Below are 15,679 nucleotides of genomic sequence, written 5' to 3'. Positions count from 1 at the left end.
TATAAGGTTTAAAATGGATAACAAAATACAAATCAAACAATCCTTAGAAGAAATTTTAGGTTGTGATATTAAAAATGCAAATAGTGAAGATTTATACTATGCATTAATGACTTATGCAAAAAGTAAAGCTAATAAAATTACTACGAATAATGCTAATAAAAAACTATATTATATATCTAGTGAATTCTTAATTGGTAAGATGTTAATAAGTAACTTAATCAATTTAGGTGTATATAATGATATTTGCGATATTCTTAAAGCTGATAATAAAGACATTGTTCAAATAGAAGAGTTTGAGCCAGAACCTTCTTTAGGTAATGGTGGTTTAGGTCGTTTAGCTGCATGTTTTTTAGATTCAATTGCATCTTTGGAAATTCCTGCTTCAGGTGTTAGTTTGAACTATCATTACGGGTTGTTTAAACAGCATTTTAAAGATCATTCTCAAGATGAAAAACCAAACCCATGGATTGAAAATGAAGGCTGGTTGAATGATAAAAAAAGAAGTTTTGAGATCGCTTTTAAAGATTTTAACCTTATATCAAATATGTATGATATTGATGTTATTGGCTCTCAAAACAGCTTTATAAATAACCTATGTTTATTTGATGTTGATAGTGTTGATGAAAGTATTATTAATAAGGGCATTAACTTTGATAAAACGGATATTGCTAAAAATTTAACACTATTCTTATACCCTGATGATAGTGATGAAAATGGACATTTACTTAGAATTTTTCAGCAGTATTTTATGGTTAGCAATGCAGTAAACCTAATATTTACAGAGATGCGTGAAAAAGGGCAAGCACTTGAGAAGATAAATGAACATGTTGTTATACAGATAAATGATACTCACCCAACTTTAGTCATTCCAGAACTTGTAAGACAGTTAGTTAAAGAAGGTATAAGTATAGATAATGCTCTAGAATTAGTTAAAAAAACTGTAGCATATACTAACCATACAATTTTAGCTGAAGCATTAGAAAAATGGCCATTAAAGTATCTTGAAAAAGTTTTGACTACAGAACTTATTGATATAATTAAATATTTAGATAAAAAATCTAAAGAAAAATACCCTCAAGAAGAGCTAGCTATAATAGATACAAATAATGTTGTGCACATGGCTCACATGAGTATTCATTATAGTTATAGTGTTAATGGTGTAGCAGCATTACATACAGAAATTTTAAAAAACACTGAGTTGAAGCATTTTAATGATATTTATCCAGAGAAGTTTAATAACAAAACGAATGGTATTACATTTAGAAGATGGCTACAGCAAGCAAATCCAGAGTTAACTAATTATCTGCATAAATTAATGGGTGGTGATTTCATTAATGATTCTAAGAAGTTAGAAAAATTACTCGCTTACCATAATGATAAGTCTGTTCTTGAGAGATTAGATAGTATTAAGAAAACTAAAAAAGAGCAGTTTGTAGAATTTGCGAGTTATTCGTCTGGTGTTAATCTGCATGCAAACGGTATTTTTGATGTGCAAATTAAAAGAATGCATGAGTATAAACGCCAACAAATGAATGCCCTTTATATCATTCATAAATATTTAGAGATAAAGTTCGGCTTATATCCTAAACCTAAAAGACCTATAAATTTTATTTTTGGTGGGAAGGCTGCTCCTGCTTACACTATTGCAAAAGATATAATCCATTTGATTTTATGCTTACAAGAGCTAATCAATAATGATGAAGACGTAAACAAACATATCAAAGTGCTATTCGTAGAAAATTATAATGTAAGTGTAGCTGAAAAACTAATTCCAGCCGCAGACATTTCTGAGCAAATATCATTAGCATCGAAAGAAGCTAGTGGTACTGGTAATATGAAATTTATGCTTAATGGAGCTATTACACTAGGTACTATGGATGGGGCGAATGTCGAGATTGCTGAGCTTGTAGGTGACGCTAATATCTACACATTTGGTAAAGATAGTGAAACAATAATTGGTCTATATAAAACTAGTGGTTATAAAGCTGTTGATTACTATAATAATCCTATCATTAAAAACATTGTTGATTTTATAGTTTCTCCAACAATGTTAGCAATCGGAAATAAACATAAATTAAATGAGCTTTTTAATGAGCTAATAAATAAAGATTGGTTTATGACTTTAATTGATTTAGTTGAGTACATTAAAGTAAAAGATCAGATGCTTAATGACTATGAAGATCGCGATCATTGGCTAAGAATGAGCTTGGTGAATATAGCTAAAGCAGGTTTCTTTAGTTCAGATAGAACTATCGGTCAGTATAATGAGGATATCTGGAAAATTTAGTCTGTGAAAACAAAAGGTATATTATTAGCCGTATCAAGTTTACCAAGCCAATATGGCATTGGTGACTTAGGTTCAAATGCTTATAAATTTGTTGATATATTAGCAAAAAATAAAACTCAAATATGGCAGGTTTTACCATTAACCCCTTTAGGTTATGGTAATTCTCCATATCAATCAAGTTCATCATTTGCTGGTGATGAAATTTATATTTGCCTCAATAAGCTTGTAGAATATAGTCTTTTAAGTAAAGATTCTCTGGAAAATTTTAATGTAAATAATTGTAGTGTCGATTATGATGCAGTAAGAATACATAAAGATAAATTTTTAGCTAAAGCATTTGATAATTTTGAAACTTCAAAAAGCCAATTTGAAAATGAATACAATGATTTTTTAGCAGATAATCAATGGGTTAAAAATTACGCTATATTTCAAGCCTTTAAGCAGGCGAATAATGGTGAGATTTGGCATAGATGGCCTGATGACTATAAATATTGGTGTAAAGACAAAAACATTGATCTAGCTCAATATCAACAGCAAATAAATTATCAGCTATTTCTACAGTTTATTTTCTATAAACAATGGTTTGAGCTTAAAAAATATGCAAACTCTCATAGTATCGAAATTATGGGGGATTTACCAATATATTTAGGGCTTGATTCTGCAGATATTTGGGAGCATCATCAGTATTTTCAGCTAGATGAAAGTCTTAAGCCTACATTTGTAGCAGGTGTGCCTCCAGACTTTTTCTCAGAAACAGGACAATTATGGGGTAACCCTTTATATGATTGGCAGAAGCTTGAACAATCTGATTTTGCTTTTTGGATAGAGCGATTAAAAGGTAACTTTAAACTTTTTGACATAGTCAGAATTGATCACTTTAGGGCTTTTGATACTTATTGGCAAATACCTGCACAAGAGACAACAGCAATTAATGGTAAATGGCTTGAAGCTCCAGGATATACGTTTTTTGATACTGTTTATGAGGAATTACCACTTGCCAACATTATAGCCGAAGATTTAGGTGATTTGCGTCAAGAAGTTTTTGTGCTTCGCGATCATTATAATTTAAAAGGCATGAAAGTTTTTCAGTTCCATTTTGACTTTAAGACAGGGCAGTTTATTGATGATACTAATATAGTAGCTTATTCAGGAACTCATGATAATAACACGCTGAAAGGCTGGTATGATGATTTAAGTAAGTGGCAACGGAAACTTATCAAGAGATATTTTAAAGCTAATGATAAAAATATCATCTCAAAAATATTAAAATACATGTATTCATGTAATGCTGATATTGTAATAGTACCAGTACAAGACTTACTGCAACTTGATGCTACTGCTCGACTTAATACACCGGGAGAAGTAGGATCACCAAACTGGGAATGGAAACTAGAAAACTTTAATCATATTGAATCTATTAACTTTTGAAACTCTGCAAAGAATTGTTCTTGGACATTTTCAATAGTAACTGAACGATCAAAATCTGAAATTTGACACATCTGTAAGCCACTATAGCCACAAGGATTAATGTAATCAAATGGTTTTAAATCCATATTTGTGTTTATGGCAATACCATGATATGTTTTACCTTGTTTGATTCTAAGTCCCAAAGATGCAATTTTTGCGTTATTTATGTATATTCCATGGGCATTTTCTACAGTATGAGCTTGTAGATTATAGTAGTTATTAAGCATATTTATACAGGCTTGTTCTACCGCAGATACTAGCCTTTTAGCACCTAGCTTGCTTCTTTTTACATCAAGTAAAAAATATATTATAGCTTGCCCAGGACCATGATAGGTTACTTGTCCACCACGATCTGTATCAACGATAGGAATGCCATTTAAGTTTAAAATATGTTCAGGTTTACCATGCTTTCCTTGAGTGAAAACAGCAGGGTGCTCAACAAACCAAACTTCATCAGCGGTAGCTTCATTACGCCTAGCTGTAAAGTCTATCATCTGATTAAAAGTAATTGTATAATCTTGAAGCCCAAGCTTTTTAATATTCATAGTGAATTTGTGCCATATAAATTAGAGGTCAGTTAGAAAAATATGAAGATAACTTAAAGTACCATATGAACTTCGGGGTTAGATGATATTTCTCTATAAATATTATCAAGCTGTTCTTTGCTATCGGCTTGAAATATTGCTGTTATAGAAATGTACTTACCCGTTTTACTTTCTTTAGTTTTAAAGTCAATCTTATTATGTTCAGGTACATATTTTTCAAACACGCTAAGTATTGCTTCAGTAGTTTCTTTTTGAGGATTTGCCATTATCTTAATAGGGAATTGACAAGGAAACTCAAAGAATGTTTCTTTTTGGTCTGTAATATTTTTTTCAGTCATATTATATCCTTTTATATTGGGTGAATTACCACCAACCTTTTTGCTCAACATTATTATTTGCAACAACAGGAACTTCGGCTAATTTTTCTTTACCATTAACTGTAATTACTATATTACCTACAGTTTGACCTTTAGCTATTGGTGCTTTTAAGTTTGGATTAAATGCTACCCCTTGCTTCAAGTAAGGTAAATAGTTTCTAGGTACAGACTTGTAGATATTTTGAGCAGCAGATACAGTTATTTTTTGACCAGCTTGAGCATTTGCGATATTGTCTGCACTCACTGTAACAGGTGTATTTGCTTTATATAAAACTACATTTTCAAATTTAGATAACGCATATCTAAGTAGTTTAGCAGACTCTGACTCACGCTTAGAAGAACTTTTAGTTCCTAGAACTACAGATATAAATCTTTCTTTATTTTGAGTGGCAGATGAAACTAAACAGTACCCTGCAGCATTAGTATGACCTGTTTTCATACCGTCAGCTCCATCAAATGTGAATAGAAGTTTATTTCTGTTATTTTGTAGTACAAAGTTGTCTCTTTTAGGGAATAGTTTTGTACATTTATCTTTATCTTCATCATTAAGTTTTGATGATGAATAACTTTGAGTTACCATACCGTTTGATCTATCAAATTTAGGCATACACATTTTACGATCAGTAATTGAAACAGATTGTTGTTTAGTAGCATTCCATACCAAACCTTTTTCACCGTATATGTCATATGCTTCAGGGAAATTATAAATAAAAGATCTAGCCAACATTGCCATATCATGAGCTGTTGTATATTGATTTCCACCAGGCAACCCATCCGGGTTAGCAAAATGAGTGTTATTCATACCAATAGCTTTAGCAGTTTGATTCATAAGATTTGTAAAAGCATTTGAAGAACCAGCAATAAATTCAGCTAGAGCAATAGTTGCATCATTTCCAGATACAATATCCATACCTTTTACAAGATCTCTAACAGATACTTTTTTACCTGCTTCAACATACATTTTAGAGCCACCTGTAGCAGAGGCAGAATGACTAATTGGAACCATCGTATCCCACTTAAGATTACCAGCCTTAATTTCACTAGCAACAATATATGAAGTCATGATTTTTGTGAGGCTCGCAGGCTCTCTTCTAACATCCATATTTTTTTGGCTAACAATATCACCTGTACGATAATTCATAGCAACCCAAGCAGCAGCATCTAAATCTAATTGTACTGGTTTTAGTATTATGTCTTTTTGAGCGACATCACTAGCACCGTTGAAGTATGGGTCAGAGTTAGCTGCAATGTTTGGAGCAGCTATAGCTACCGCTGAACTTAGAGTAGCTCCTAAAATTGCTATTTTCTTTAGTTTATTCATAAGGCTCCTTTTAAAAGATTTTGGAATATCTATATTGATTTATTATATTTTCTATGTGTATTTTAATATTTATGCATTATAAATACAAAGGTTTTTATGATAGACTGAGATTTATAAAGTAGCCAAGTAAACTAATAAAAAAAATACAGGAGAGAAATAAGCTATATGTTAAAAAACATACCTTGCGGAAAAGATATTCCTAATGATTTTAATGTGGTTATAGAAATACCACAAGATGGCGACCCTATTAAGTATGAGTTTGATAAGGACAGCAATATGGTAGTAGTTGATAGATTCATGTCTTCAACTATGAGATACCCTGCAAACTATGGTTTTATTCCAAATACTTTGTATGATGATGGTGATCCAATTGATGTATTAGTTTTAGCTCCATATCCACTTGCTGTTGGCTGTGTTATTAACTGTAGAGCTGTTGGCGTATTTAAAATGGAAGATGATGGTGGCATTGATGCTAAAATAATAGCGGTACCTAGCCCAAAACTTTCAAAAGAATACGATCATATTAATGATATTGATGATCTTCCTGACACACTTAAAGCTAGAATAGAGCATTTCTTCACCCACTATAAAGATCTTGACTCTGGTAAGTGGGTTAAAGTTGATGGATGGGATAATGCTGAATTTGCTCGAAAAGAAATTATCAAATCAGTGAAAAACCATAAATAATCTAAACTCTTTTCTCTTAACTAATTCAGTCTTTTTCTTATTTGTGATAATATCCTTATTGAATGTAAACATTCTTTTTAGGATAGATTATGAAAAAAAACAATTCCAAAGAAATTAAACTATTAATTTTAGATGTCGATGGCGTTTTAACAGATAGTAAAATTATCATTTCTAATGATGGCAATGAATATAAAAACTTTGATGTTAAAGATGGCTTAGGTATGGTTTTATTGCAAAAGCTAGGTATTAAAATTGCGATAATAACGGGTAAAGAGTCTAGAATTGTTGCAGATAGAATATCTGCTCTAGGTGTTGATTCTAATGATATTTTTCAAGGACAAAAAAATAAAGTCAAAGCCTATGAGACTCTAAAAACTCGTTATAGTCTCAACGATTCACAAATTGCTTATATGGGTGATGATTTGCCTGATATAACTCTTATGAATAAAGTTGGGATATCTGCTGCTCCAGCGAATTCTATGGATATTGTTAAGGATTATGCTGATGTAAGATGTCAAAATAATGGTGGCGAAGGTGCTGTTAGAGAATTTTGTGAATATCTAATCAAACATATTGGAGCATATGAACAAGTATTACAGAGCTTCCTAGAAGAGGGTGGAATAAAATAGTAATATGAAATTTTTCACTAAATATTCTTTCATATCTAATGTAGCATCAATACTTATTGTTACTGTTGGAGTACTATATATAGGAGACAGGGCTCTTGATGGTGGGCGTGATCCAAATGATAAAGATCCTGGTGATAGTGTAGAACTTACAGCATATAATTTTCACTATAATGGTTATGATGAAAATGGAAAGCTATCAACGTATTTTATTGCTCAAAAATTAGAACAGTATGTAAACCAAAATCTTAAAATGACAAACATAATTGAGAAAAACTATGATGCTGTTACTCAAAAGATCACATGGCAATTTAAATCTCATCATGCAACAACTCAGAAAATCACAACTGGAGACCTTATTCATTTATATGATGGCGTAAATTCAATAGTTTATACTAAGAGTGATTCATCAGACTCCTCAAAAGGAAAGACATCAGATGAGCAGGCTCCTAAAAAGATACATATTATATCTTCAGAAATGTATTACAATACAGAAACAAAAGATTTTTATACTTCAAAGTTTGTTAAAATGTTTGATCCTGCCAATGGTAATAATACAACAGGAAATGGGGTATTTGGTAACTCAGAAACAAAAAAAATAAATTTAAATAATAATGTAAGGAGCTATTATGCATTTGGCTAAAGTGATTACATTATCAGTTTTATCAATTGTTAGTGCTATTAATATCTCTTGTGCAGAACAATTAGCGCCTCCAAACATACAAGACTCTAAAAGCTTTACAGGAGTAGACCAATCAGCTTTAAAAAAAGAAAATGTGGCTACGAATGAAAAAGAAAACAATGATGATAATAATGGTTTAAAAGCTTATGGTCCCTTAACTATTTGTTCTGATAGAGCATTTTATGATGGTAATCAAGGTACATTAATATACACCGGAAATGTTTTTGTAATGCAGGTACATAATCAACATATACTTTGTCATAAGCCAAAAAAATTAAAAAAAAGTTCAGAATATTTTACGAGGGATAAAAGTTATAGCTTTAAACAATTACAAGAGAAATGGATGACTAAAGCTAAAAAGATATGCGCCAAACAAAAAGAGTGTAATTTTATTTCTGGGCAAAAACTAACTATTCAATTAACTCAAGAAAAAAAGATAAAAACTTTGGTGATGGATTCTGAGGGTATTGAAAATTCTGAGTTCTATACTTATCCAATAGATGCTAATTCAGACTTCAGTGAAAGTAAGAAAGTAACTAAAGGTCCTCTAAAGGGAAATGCTAAACAAGTAACATACGATATAATTAATAAAGATTTGTTTCTGCATAAACAGGCAGTAGTAAATCAAAATCAAAATCAATATAAGGGTGACAAAATAATTTATGATATTGAACATGATTTGATCAATATTCCAGGTAGTAAACAAAGAAGATCTAATATAATTTTAGATGGAGTAGAAAAACAGACTAAAATTGACACAGGACTTCCTACAATTACTAAATAAATTATCGCGATATTTATATAAAACAAGGTTTAGAATGGAAAAATATACATTAGAAGCTAGAAGACTAGGTAAAAAATACGGATCTAGATGGGTTGTAAATAATGTTTCAATGAAGGTGTCTACAGGTGAAATTGTTGGACTTTTAGGCCCAAATGGTGCTGGTAAGACTACTTCTTTTTATATGATAGTTGGACTAGTCGCTGCAACAAGAGGTAAAGTGCGAATGGGAGATATGGATGTAACAAAAATGCCCATACATCTTCGAGCACGAAAAGGACTTGGTTATTTACCTCAAGAAGCATCAGTATTTCGTAAACTAACAGTCGAAGATAATATTGTAGCCATACTTGAAACCCGTAAAGAACTTACAAAACTTCAAATAGATGAAAAGCTTAATGAATTATTAGATGAGTTTAGTATTCAGCACATTCGCAAAAGTTTAGGAATGAGCTTATCAGGTGGCGAAAGAAGAAGGGTGGAGATAGCTAGGGCATTAGCAATGGACCCTAAATTTATACTTCTTGATGAACCTTTTGCAGGTGTCGATCCAGTCTCAGTAATTGAGATAAAAGAAGTAGTAAGACACCTTAAAGATCGTGGAATCGGTGTACTTATTACAGATCATAACGTTCGAGAGACTTTAGATATTTGTGAAAGAGCATATATTGTAAATGCTGGTAATATGCTAGCTTCCGGTACTCCTGAAGAAGTTTTAGAAGATGAAACAGTTAGAAAAGTTTACTTAGGAGAAGATTTCAAATTATGATAAATACTACAAACTCTAAAGTAGTGTGCGTGGGTAGAAATTATGTTGAACATATTAATGAATTAAACAATGAAATACCTTCAAATCCAGTGATATTCATCAAGCCAAATACAGCAATTTCTAAATCTTTAAAATTAATAAAAGGACGAGAATTACATTATGAATGTGAAATAATTTTCGCATTTGATCGAAGCAGTAAAATTTGTGCTGTTGGTGTTGGTCTTGACATAACAGATAGAGATCTACAATCAGAACTTAAAGCTAAAAAACTTCCATGGGAGCTAGCAAAAAGTTTTGATAATAGTGCTGTTATTAGTGACTTTATAACTATTGACGAATCAAAAGTTCCTTATTTAAGTTTCAAAGCATACAAAAATGGTAAACTTATTCAACATGGTAGCTATGATTTGATGATGTATAAACCACAACAGGTTATAGATTTTCTTAAGAAAAGTAATATCTCACTATGCCAAAATGATTTATTAATGACAGGTACTCCTAAAGGTGTTGGCATTATAAATCCTGATGATACATTCATATTAGAATTAAGTTGTAATGAAGAAGTGATCTTAGAAGCAGAATTTAAATAATCTTTAAGAAATAAGGCTTAGTATGTGGGCGATAATTGGAAGTAGTGGTTTTGAATCATTTGATAGTTTTGAGATTATAGAAGAGCTATCAAGAGAGACTCCTTTTGGACTATGTTCAAATGGTTTATTTAAGGTTAAAGTAGATGGTCGAGAAGCATTATTTTTAAACCGGACAGGTCTTGAACAAAACATTCTACCTCATCAGATAAACTATAAAGCTAACATTTACGCCCTTAAAAAATATGGTGCTACAAGCATAATAGCTCTATCTTCAGTAAGAAGTTTGCGGGAAGATTTAAAGCCTGGTGATATGGTTATTCCATACCAGTTTATTGATAGAACTAGATCTTTAAGAGAATTTACTTTTTGTGAACAAGGCTTATTAAACTATGTATCATTATCAAAGCCAGTTACAGAAAGCATTGCTGAAGAACTAAGACATAAAAAAAATGATTTTGATTTCCCAATTCATTTTAAGCAGTGTTATGTATGTATTGAAGGTCCACAGTTTCCTACTATAATTGATGCCAAATGCTATCAAACAATGGGAGGTGGCATAATTGGTATGACAGCTTTTCCTGAATTTGCTTTAGCAAGAGAAGCTGGGCTTAACTATATAAGCTGTAACTTTATAGTAGATTTCGTACCATGGTCTTATGATGTTAAAAACGAATATAATATTTTAGAAATCCGTCAAACAAATAATACTAAAGCTGAAACATTACTAACATGGTTAGTAAATAACTTATCTTTTTATGCGGAAAATGATTGTCATGAACTAGGTATCGCTAGATATTTATCTACTCCTTTAGAAAATTTACCACCAAATAAACGAGCATGGTTGCAGGTTATTGCTAAAGATAACTCAAAGACTAAAGATGCTAGAGATACTGAAATACTTAAAAAAGTACCAGATTTATATGGAGGCATTAAAGCTATACCTCCAAAACTAAAAGATTTGCTGACATTTATAAGTAAGTACGATCAAGGCAATAACAGAAAAGATATTGAAGCAACTAGAAAAGCTGCTGCTACACTTGACTTGTATAGCTATGAAAAATTAGATCTATCTGGAATAGAGAATATAACAATTAAGCATCCTGATGCTCACGAGATACCAGTTAGAATATATAGACCAACCACAGACTCTAATCCTGAAGCTATAATTTTCTCACATGGCGGGGGATTCGTATCTGGGACTCTAGATTCATTTGATGCTTTTTGTCGTAAAATTGCGATTACAACTAACCGAGTTGTTTTTGCAGTTGACTATAGACTAGCTCCAGAACACCAATTTCCAGCAGGACTTAATGATGTAGAATTTGCTGCTGAATATTTTTATAAACATTATAAAAAACATAATATTTCCAGAAAGAATTATACCTTAATGGGTGATAGTGCAGGAGCTAACTTAACACTACTTGCTAGTTATAATCTTATAAAAGATGAAAAAATAAATATTGCTAATAACATTATACTTTACCCATCTGTAGATTTATCACATATGCTGACTAAATCCCTACAAGATTTTGAGAGTGGATATATATTAACTAAAGCAAAAACAACTTGGTATTCAGAACTTTATGTACCAGATGATATAGATGCCAAATCACCAGAAATATCACCATTTTATATAAAAAACCTTAATAACATGCCTAGAACATTAGTTATGACAGCTGGATATGACCCACTAAAAGATGAGGGTTTACTTTTTGCTGAAAGACTTTTAAGACATGATGTTGAAGTACAACACTATCATTTTGATAGTTTAGTGCATGGATTCATAAACTTTTCAAAACTTATTCCTAAAGAAATGGATAATTTACATAGTAGAGTTGTCAAGTTTCTAGGTAAATAATCTTTTTAAGGTTCATATTCTCTGTCTACAATTTCTATATTAAATTTAATAAAATTATTATTTTATAGATCACCAAGTTTTTTATTAGATCGTTCAAGAAGCCTATGCAATCTTTTAACTATATAGCTTGATTCAAAATTATCATGAAGCTGATATTTATACACACATAAAGCCTTTTTAGCAACTTTAATAGAAAACTGTTCTCTTGTAGTTATAGTTTTACCAATTTTTTTATAATCACCATATAATGATAGTAGTGCTAATTTTTGAGTAATTATGTTAGGGGCATTTGGTAAAAGCTTATACACGACATAAAAAACTCCTCCTCCAAAAATAAGACCTAAACAAATCGATAGTGAAGGAGTTACATTAAAGCTCATTTGATTTGATGGTTGAACTACAAAAATAAAGCCTAAACAGTATCCTAAACCATACATTTGGAGCTTAGATATAGATAATAATACTACTCCAGCAGATAATCCCAAGCAAAAGAAAAACAATAGATGTTTAAAGCTTTCAGTAAACTGATATATAAAACAAAATTTAACTATAAGAGCTATAGGAACACTAATCAATAGTCCTATAAGTACTTTTTTAACAAGCGAGAAAGCATTTGGTATTCCCACAAACAATTGTGATAGAAGTGTCATAATTGCTGTAGCTAAAAGCATACCTAAACTTCCTCCTGAAATTGACCAGATTATTGCACATACTAAAAAAATGACTACATTTCTGACTGTAGCAGTTGCAATAATAATAGGATTATAATAGTTTTTTATCCTATTAAGTTTAAGCTCATAAAGTGATTTCTTAAAATTATTTAGTGAATTATATGTTAAAAGTAACTCTACCAAGGCTAAATAAATATTTTTGATAACTATAGGAGTATTTGTGGGTTTAGAGAATTTTCTTAATGTTTTAATAACACTTTTTGTATCACCTTGAGATATTTTATTTAGTTGAGCATTTAACGTTTTTGCATAGCTTTGAAACTCTGAGCTATTATTTGATTCTATGTATCTATAGTAGTCTTTTATAAGTCTTAAAAAAGATAGAGCTTTATTCGAGAATAAAACATGATTATTTTTAGTAGCTAATTTTTCATAAGTACTAGCACTACTATCGTTATGAATAGAAATTGTTGATTCTAATATATCTCTTGTTGCTAAATTAACACAAAAGTTGTTTGGTCGTGTATTGGTTAGAGATATTAAATGTTTTATTGTAAAATTAAGTAACTGTTTACTATGATTTTGATAGATTTTTTTAACTGAGTGAGGCATTATTAAAAAGCTTGATATACAAGCTGCAGTAGCTCCTATACATATCTCAATTAATCTAGCAGATGCAAAATTTAAAGCATTTACTATAGTTATATCTTGTGGATTACTAATAGAATATAGGACTACTATTATTGCTGTGATATTTCCTAAGGCAATTCCATAAACAAAATTAGAGTGATTAATGCCTGCAGAAATAAGAGAACATATACATAAAAAAACAACTAAACAAATAAAACTAGAAATAGGCTGGCCAATAAATAAAAATAAGATTAAACAACCGACTACAATCCCTATAAAAGTACCTGCAACAAGACATAATGCTTTTTCTATAACAAATCCTGTTTCTGGGCGTAACTGTAAAAATAAAGCTGCAATAATACCCCACATTGGTTTATATAGGTTAAAGTTTAGTGTAACAATCAAAACTATAATTGCAGAAAGCAGAAGCCTAAAACATATTACAAATGTATTTTGATTTATAAAACTAAGTTTCTTTGTCATAGTTATGCCAAGTATTTTATGTTTTATCACTTTGTAAGATTTTACAAAGGCAATCTTATTAAGCTCGAGGTTTAATTATATCATAGGATATTTACTATTTAAGAAACTTGAAAATGTAAACACTCTCTAGTTTTGTATATAGCTAAATTTTAATAAGTTTGATTTAATATCTAAGATAACAACTAAAAATATAACAAACAAATGAATAAATATAGTTTTTCAGACGATTATAGCGAAGGGTGTCATCCAGATATTCTTGAAGCATTAATAAATACTAACTTAGTTCAACAAACAGCTTATGGAAATGATGAATATTCCGCACAAGCTAAAAATTTAATCTGTAAACATTTTAATCGAAATGATGTTGCTGTACATTTTGTTGCAGGTGGCACACTTGCGAATATTATATGTATCTCAAGTATATTAAAGCCTTATGAAGCTGTAATCTCTGCTAATAGTGGACATATTGCATTAAGAGAGGCAGGGGCAATTGAAGCTACAGGGCATAAAATTATCTCTGTTGTTTCAGAAATTGGTAAGTTGACTCCTGATGATATAAAAAATGTTATAAAAAATAATTCTCATGCACCACATATGGCAAAGCCAAAACTTGTGTATATATCTAATACAACAGAGATGGGAACGGTTTATACTAAAGAAGAATTACAAGCAATATCTAAAATTTGTAGGACAAATGATTTGCTGTTATTTATGGATGGAGCAAGATTGGGAGCAGCTTTGACGGCAAATGCTAATAACCTAAGTTTGGCAGACATTGCAGAATTTACAGATATATTTTGGGTTGGTGGGACTAAAACTGGGATATTATTTGGAGAAGCTATAGTCATACCTAATAAAGAGCTTGCTAATGAATTTGCTTTTAATATTAAACAACGAGGGGCATTATTAGCAAAAGGGCGTGTGCTAGGACTTCAATTTAGAGAGTTGTTTTCTAACAATCTTTTCTTTGATCTAGCTAGTCATGCTAATAAAATGGCAGAGAAGCTTTCTCAAGGAATAGCTAAAGCAGGCTATACGCTTGTACAACCTACACAAAGTAATCAAATCTTTGCAATATTACCAAATTCTGTAATAGAGTCTTTACAAGAAAGGTTTACTTTTTTTGTTATGAGTGAGATTGATGAACAAAGTTCAATGGTGAGATTAGTTACCTCTTGGGCAACTGATGAGAGTATGGTTGAGAAATTTATTAATGCACTTTAAATCATTCTAGAAACTCTTAATCTCACCGTCAGCTTTTGCCATAATCACTACATCAGCAGGTTTTAGGGCAAAGATACCATTAGTCACTACACCTGTAATTTGATTTAGTTCAGTTTCAAGCTTTAGAGGATTATCAATCTTTAGGTTAAAGACATCTAGGATTACATTGCCGTTATCTGTAGTTACACCTTCTCTATAGACTGGTTGACCACCAAGTTTGACAATCTCACGAGCTACAAAGCTTCTAGCCATAGGGATTACTTCTACAGGTAGTGGGAACTCACCAAGAATGTTTACAAGCTTAGATTCATCTATGATACAAACAAATTTCTTTGCCGTTGCTACACAGATTTTCTCGCGCGTAAGGGCAGCACCACCACCCTTGATAAGTTCTTTATGATTATTGCATTCATCAGCACCATCAATATATAGATCAATTTCGCCAGCATAGTTTAAATCAACCACATCAAAACCAAGACCTTTAAGCTTTTTAGTAGAATCTTCAGAGCTTGATACTACTTGTTTGATTTTATCTTTATAGTTGACAAGTTCTTCTATAAAAAAACCAACTGTACTACCAGTACCAACACCAAGAGTGATTTCAGTGGTGATTTGTTTAGCAGCTTCTATTGCAGCTAATTTTTTAAGTTCATTTTGATTGTCTTTTTTCTTAAAAATCAT

At 31.1% G+C, this 15,679-nt stretch carries 15 protein-coding genes; 10 read left to right on the top strand and 5 right to left on the bottom strand.

Annotated elements, in window-relative coordinates:
- Nucleotides 1-13: 13 nt before the first annotated feature.
- Both glgP and malQ read left to right on the top strand, forming a co-directional pair.
- Complete coding sequence (gene glgP / locus FLM55_RS01070; protein ID WP_178947618.1) at nucleotides 14-2,287, top strand: glycogen/starch/alpha-glucan family phosphorylase; 2,274 nt, start codon at nucleotides 14-16, stop codon at nucleotides 2,285-2,287.
- A 3-nt stretch (nucleotides 2,288-2,290) separates the two neighbouring features.
- Nucleotides 2,291-3,715: a 4-alpha-glucanotransferase gene (gene malQ, locus FLM55_RS01065; RefSeq protein ID WP_178947617.1), complete on the top strand. Its 1,425-nt coding sequence runs from the start codon at nucleotides 2,291-2,293 to the stop codon at nucleotides 3,713-3,715.
- Here malQ and lipB read toward each other — a convergent pair.
- The 3 genes from lipB to FLM55_RS01050 are packed head-to-tail and all read right to left on the bottom strand — an operon-like array spanning nucleotide 3,691 to nucleotide 5,997.
- Nucleotides 3,691-4,299 carry a lipoyl(octanoyl) transferase LipB gene (gene lipB, locus FLM55_RS01060; RefSeq protein WP_178947616.1) on the bottom strand — a complete coding sequence of 203 codons (609 nt, stop codon included), beginning with the start codon at nucleotides 4,297-4,299 and terminating at the stop codon, nucleotides 3,691-3,693. The genes malQ and lipB overlap by 25 nt on opposite strands.
- A 53-nt stretch (nucleotides 4,300-4,352) precedes the next feature.
- Nucleotides 4,353-4,637 (bottom strand): YbeD family protein, encoded by a 285-nt coding sequence (locus FLM55_RS01055; protein ID WP_178947615.1) that lies wholly within the window; start codon nucleotides 4,635-4,637, stop codon nucleotides 4,353-4,355.
- Nucleotides 4,638-4,662: 25 nt separating this feature from the next.
- Entirely contained in the window at nucleotides 4,663-5,997 is a 1,335-nt protein-coding gene (locus FLM55_RS01050; RefSeq protein WP_178947614.1) for a D-alanyl-D-alanine carboxypeptidase family protein, read from the bottom strand.
- A 165-nt stretch (nucleotides 5,998-6,162) separates the two neighbouring features.
- Between FLM55_RS01050 and ppa the strand changes: the two genes are divergently transcribed.
- The 7 genes from ppa to FLM55_RS01015 all read left to right on the top strand — a co-directional run bounded on the left by ppa (nucleotide 6,163) and on the right by FLM55_RS01015 (nucleotide 11,990).
- Nucleotides 6,163-6,684, top strand: a complete 522-nt coding sequence (gene ppa / locus FLM55_RS01045; protein WP_178947613.1) for an inorganic diphosphatase — start codon at nucleotides 6,163-6,165, stop codon at nucleotides 6,682-6,684.
- 89 nt (nucleotides 6,685-6,773) lie between these two features.
- Nucleotides 6,774-7,313 (top strand): HAD family hydrolase, encoded by a 540-nt coding sequence (locus FLM55_RS01040; protein WP_178947612.1) that lies wholly within the window; start codon nucleotides 6,774-6,776, stop codon nucleotides 7,311-7,313.
- 4 nt (nucleotides 7,314-7,317) lie between these two features.
- Nucleotides 7,318-7,953: an LPS export ABC transporter periplasmic protein LptC gene (lptC, locus tag FLM55_RS01035; RefSeq protein ID WP_178947611.1), complete on the top strand. Its 636-nt coding sequence runs from the start codon at nucleotides 7,318-7,320 to the stop codon at nucleotides 7,951-7,953.
- Nucleotides 7,940-8,776, top strand: coding sequence for an LptA/OstA family protein (locus FLM55_RS01030; protein ID WP_178947610.1), 837 nt, complete (start codon nucleotides 7,940-7,942; stop codon nucleotides 8,774-8,776). Before lptC ends, FLM55_RS01030 begins: the two co-directional genes overlap by 14 nt.
- 34 nt (nucleotides 8,777-8,810) lie before the next feature.
- Nucleotides 8,811-9,542 (top strand): LPS export ABC transporter ATP-binding protein, encoded by a 732-nt coding sequence (gene lptB / locus FLM55_RS01025; RefSeq protein ID WP_178947609.1) that lies wholly within the window; start codon nucleotides 8,811-8,813, stop codon nucleotides 9,540-9,542.
- Nucleotides 9,536-10,132: a fumarylacetoacetate hydrolase family protein gene (locus FLM55_RS01020; RefSeq protein WP_178949028.1), complete on the top strand. Its 597-nt coding sequence runs from the start codon at nucleotides 9,536-9,538 to the stop codon at nucleotides 10,130-10,132. Before lptB ends, FLM55_RS01020 begins: the two co-directional genes overlap by 7 nt.
- Before the next feature lie 22 nt (nucleotides 10,133-10,154).
- Nucleotides 10,155-11,990 carry an alpha/beta hydrolase fold domain-containing protein gene (locus FLM55_RS01015; protein WP_178947608.1) on the top strand — a complete coding sequence of 612 codons (1,836 nt, stop codon included), beginning with the start codon at nucleotides 10,155-10,157 and terminating at the stop codon, nucleotides 11,988-11,990.
- A gap of 62 nt (nucleotides 11,991-12,052) precedes the next feature.
- Here the strand turns inward: FLM55_RS01015 and FLM55_RS01010 are convergent, their stop codons facing one another.
- Nucleotides 12,053-13,774 (bottom strand): FUSC family protein, encoded by a 1,722-nt coding sequence (locus tag FLM55_RS01010; RefSeq protein WP_178947607.1) that lies wholly within the window; start codon nucleotides 13,772-13,774, stop codon nucleotides 12,053-12,055.
- Nucleotides 13,775-13,975: 201 nt separating this feature from the next.
- Between FLM55_RS01010 and FLM55_RS01005 the strand changes: the two genes are divergently transcribed.
- Nucleotides 13,976-14,998, top strand: a complete 1,023-nt coding sequence (locus tag FLM55_RS01005) for a low specificity L-threonine aldolase (RefSeq protein WP_178947606.1) — start codon at nucleotides 13,976-13,978, stop codon at nucleotides 14,996-14,998.
- Between the two features lie 6 nt (nucleotides 14,999-15,004).
- Here the strand turns inward: FLM55_RS01005 and rpiA are convergent, their stop codons facing one another.
- Complete coding sequence (gene rpiA / locus FLM55_RS01000) at nucleotides 15,005-15,679, bottom strand: ribose-5-phosphate isomerase RpiA (RefSeq protein ID WP_178947605.1); 675 nt, start codon at nucleotides 15,677-15,679, stop codon at nucleotides 15,005-15,007.

The sequence above is a fragment of the Francisella sp. Scap27 genome, assembly GCF_013394105.1.
GTDB classification, from domain to species: domain Bacteria; phylum Pseudomonadota; class Gammaproteobacteria; order Francisellales; family Francisellaceae; genus Francisella; species Francisella adeliensis.
The sequence above is the reverse complement of the archived record's forward strand: the minus strand, read 5'-3'. Positions and strand labels throughout refer to the sequence as shown.

What these genes read in the sequence shown, in the direction of transcription:
- lptB (WP_178947609.1), top strand. Translation starts at nt 8,811, where the DNA reads ATGGAAAAATATACATTAGAAGCTAGAAGACTAGGTAAAAAATACGGA.
- FLM55_RS01040 (WP_178947612.1), top strand. Translation starts at nt 6,774, where the DNA reads ATGAAAAAAAACAATTCCAAAGAAATTAAACTATTAATTTTAGATGTC.
- lipB (WP_178947616.1), bottom strand. Translation starts at nt 4,299, where the DNA reads ATGAATATTAAAAAGCTTGGGCTTCAAGATTATACAATTACTTTTAAT.
- FLM55_RS01005 (WP_178947606.1), top strand. Translation starts at nt 13,976, where the DNA reads ATGAATAAATATAGTTTTTCAGACGATTATAGCGAAGGGTGTCATCCA.
- glgP (WP_178947618.1), top strand. Translation starts at nt 14, where the DNA reads ATGGATAACAAAATACAAATCAAACAATCCTTAGAAGAAATTTTAGGT.
- FLM55_RS01015 (WP_178947608.1), top strand. Translation starts at nt 10,155, where the DNA reads ATGTGGGCGATAATTGGAAGTAGTGGTTTTGAATCATTTGATAGTTTT.
- FLM55_RS01010 (WP_178947607.1), bottom strand. Translation starts at nt 13,774, where the DNA reads ATGACAAAGAAACTTAGTTTTATAAATCAAAATACATTTGTAATATGT.
- FLM55_RS01055 (WP_178947615.1), bottom strand. Translation starts at nt 4,637, where the DNA reads ATGACTGAAAAAAATATTACAGACCAAAAAGAAACATTCTTTGAGTTT.
- FLM55_RS01050 (WP_178947614.1), bottom strand. Translation starts at nt 5,997, where the DNA reads ATGAATAAACTAAAGAAAATAGCAATTTTAGGAGCTACTCTAAGTTCA.
- FLM55_RS01030 (WP_178947610.1), top strand. Translation starts at nt 7,940, where the DNA reads ATGCATTTGGCTAAAGTGATTACATTATCAGTTTTATCAATTGTTAGT.
- rpiA (WP_178947605.1), bottom strand. Translation starts at nt 15,679, where the DNA reads ATGATTTTTAAGAAAAAAGACAATCAAAATGAACTTAAAAAATTAGCT.
- lptC (WP_178947611.1), top strand. Translation starts at nt 7,318, where the DNA reads ATGAAATTTTTCACTAAATATTCTTTCATATCTAATGTAGCATCAATA.
- ppa (WP_178947613.1), top strand. Translation starts at nt 6,163, where the DNA reads ATGTTAAAAAACATACCTTGCGGAAAAGATATTCCTAATGATTTTAAT.